Source organism: uncultured Limnohabitans sp. (assembly GCF_937889215.1).
In the GTDB taxonomy this organism is placed as follows: Bacteria; Pseudomonadota; Gammaproteobacteria; order Burkholderiales; family Burkholderiaceae_C; genus Limnohabitans_A.
Genome location: NZ_CALBEX010000027.1, coordinates 1 through 1624, shown reverse-complemented (window position 1 = coordinate 1624; position 1624 = coordinate 1). Strand labels below are relative to the sequence as shown.

The window sequence follows — 1624 nt, the reverse complement described above, 5'->3', positions numbered from 1 at the left end:
GGCCCAACAACGAACAGAGGGCTATGGCAGACCAGATGACTACCTGTTCTTGCCCAGCTTAAAGGAGCGAAGATATTTGTTGGTGGTCTATGGCTGGCAGTTCATGTACCTGCAGAGTTTGGCTGGGATTGAGGGCAATGCGGCCAACGGTCAAACCCGAACCATCTACAGCCTGCGGCACACGGCCATGACATTCAGATTGCTTTATGGCGGCAAGATCGACTTGCTGACACTGGCCCGCAATGCCCGTACAAGCGTGGAAATGATTGAGCGTTTCTACGCCAGCAACTTGAACGCAGAGATGAACATCGATTTGCTGCAGGGCAAGCGGACATGATTACGAATAAGTAGTGTGCAGAAGGTAGTCTGCAGCGTATCAAATCGCCGCAGCAAGCGGTCAATTTCAGGGCCACTGGCGAGACGCCTTAGGTGCTTAGATTCAAGCGGCTGTAGGGCTTGCTTAAACCGGTTATTTGCGCGAGTAAAAAATTGGGCTGCAGTTTTCAAGCGGTCTGGAGATCTTGGCCCCTGGTGGATTTACAACCACCCACCAAAGTGCAACAAGATCGCCAAAAGTGGTTGACAACATAAAGATCAGGGTAATGTTTCTGTTTCTGTTTCTAGGTCAAAGCGTCGCAGTACACCTGCACGGGTTTTGTTCTTGGCAATTTGACGAATGTGGATTTCTGCCTCGGTGGTAGTGCCCCAGTCTCGACCAGAAAAGAATCGTTCAATGTCCGCATCGCCAGTCAATGTCTGACCTGTTTTTGAATAAATGTAGTTTGTCAATGTGCTGTAGGTTTCCCGTACATCAATAATGTGATGATCCAATTGCATCGCGCAGTTTATGTAACTTGACAACTGTTTGATCTTTTTTGCCTGATCCGCAGAGTCAACCCAATAAACCTTAATCAGGTCATGCGTTTGGGCTATTAAAAAAAGTTCACTCACGGCGGTTCCACAAAAAACGACACACTGCATTTGATAATCACTTTTCTTCATCGTGTAGCGATGTAGTTTTTCAAGTAATTCAATACGCTCGTTCAAGACTTTGGATGGTTTACTGACACCGCGCACATAGATGGCAGTGCGGCCTCCAAACCAAGCCTGAACCGTTGGCAGTGGCGGCAGCTTGGCCGTTTGATTTAAAAAAATGTAGCTTTGTGGGTATTTCACGATCAGCTCCGGATATTTGAAATTTTGATCACATTGGACTGGCCAGCTTTGCGCGCTTGGTTGGCGCTCATGACTACATCACTAAAGATCGAGCGTGCAGACCCTCGGCCAGCTTGAACCACTTGGTCCAGCGTGGCGTCTGGTGGCGCAACCAAACCTGACTGTGTGTAGATGCGGCGAAGAATAGGACGCCAGTGCTGCGCAGGTGGCACATTCATGTCAATCAATACGCTTCGGTTTTGAACGCCCGCATCAACTTCATTTAAGTGGTTGGTGGTCATGATGAACACCACATTGGTTCGATTCATCAGGGCTTTGAAAGATGCCTTGGCTGCATCGGTCAGCAAATCCACTTCATCCAACACAACATAGTGCAGACCACTGGCATTCCATGACACAAAGCTGGTGGCGTTTTGAATGCTGTTGATCAAGCCCACGCCGTTTTGAC

2 protein-coding genes and 1 pseudogene are annotated in these 1624 nt (G+C 48.5%); 1 reads left to right on the top strand and 2 read right to left on the bottom strand.

The features are described 5' to 3' along the window. Positions 1–337, top strand: a pseudogene (locus Q0341_RS00675) (hypothetical protein); the annotation flags it as partial. A 257-nt stretch (positions 338–594) separates the two neighbouring features. Here the strand turns inward: Q0341_RS00675 and Q0341_RS00670 are convergent. Continuing rightward, positions 595–1176 (bottom strand): hypothetical protein, encoded by a 582-nt coding sequence (locus tag Q0341_RS00670; RefSeq protein WP_299509859.1) that lies wholly within the window; start codon positions 1174–1176, stop codon positions 595–597. A 2-nt stretch (positions 1177–1178) separates the two neighbouring features. Continuing rightward, positions 1179–1624, bottom strand: a 446-nt coding sequence (locus Q0341_RS00665; RefSeq protein WP_299509857.1) for a hypothetical protein, incomplete at its 5' end; no start/stop codon positions are given.